The sequence below is a fragment of the Bacillus sp. LR--39 genome, assembly GCF_053613335.1.
The window spans coordinates 1-741 of sequence record NZ_JBSIOT010000794.1 but is presented as its reverse complement, the minus strand read 5'-3'; the positions used below and the strand labels follow the sequence as shown (position 1 = coordinate 741).

Genomic DNA, 741 nt, shown 5'->3' with positions numbered 1-741 from the left:
CGCTTTTGTCGTATGGGATTATCTCAATCAATTTGGGAATGATAACATTCAAGCCGCTGTGATCATCGATCAATCCGCTTCCGACTATCAATGGGAGGGCTGGGAACACGGTCCATTTGATTTTGACGGCTTAAAAACAGCGATGCACGCCATTCAAACTGACCCGCTGCCTTTCTACGAAAGCTTCATCCAGAACATGTTCGCAGAACCGCCTGCCGAGACCGAAACAGAATGGATGCTGGCAGAAATCCTCAAACAGCCGGCTGCCATTTCTAGCACGATTTTATTTAACCAAACGGCCGCTGATTACCGGGGCACCCTCCAAAACATCAATGTGCCGACATTGCTGTGCTTCGGGGAAGACAAGAAATTTTTCTCTACAGCAGCTGGGGAACACTTGCGCAGCAATATTCCGAACGCGACACTCGTTACCTTTTCTAAAAGCAGCCATTGCCCGTTTTTAGAAGAGCCAGATGCTTTTAACAGCACACTCCTCTCCTTTTTAGATGGGGTTATTGGAAAGTCATAAAGAAAAAGGAATTAGGAGATTAGGGAAAAGTATGAGACAATAAGGAATGTGCAGTAAAATACATGAGGGAAGAAGTGACTTTATGTCTTACTATAACAAACGAAATCAAGAACCGCTGCCAAAAGAAGATGTGAGTACTTGGGAATGCACAAAAGAAGACTGTAATGGCTGGACCCGAAAAAACTTCGCCAGCAGTGATACGCCATTGTGCC

The 741-nt window shown here is 45.2% G+C and carries 2 protein-coding genes; both read left to right on the top strand.

Annotated elements, in window-relative coordinates:
• The coding region (locus ACWHAR_RS26585; protein ID WP_452088363.1) for an alpha/beta hydrolase at window positions 1-529 on the top strand (529 nt) is incomplete at its 5' end.
• Window positions 530-611: 82 nt separating this feature from the next.
• Window positions 612-741 (top strand): cold-inducible protein YdjO-related protein (locus ACWHAR_RS26580; protein WP_452088364.1); only part of this gene is annotated, 130 nt, incomplete at its 3' end.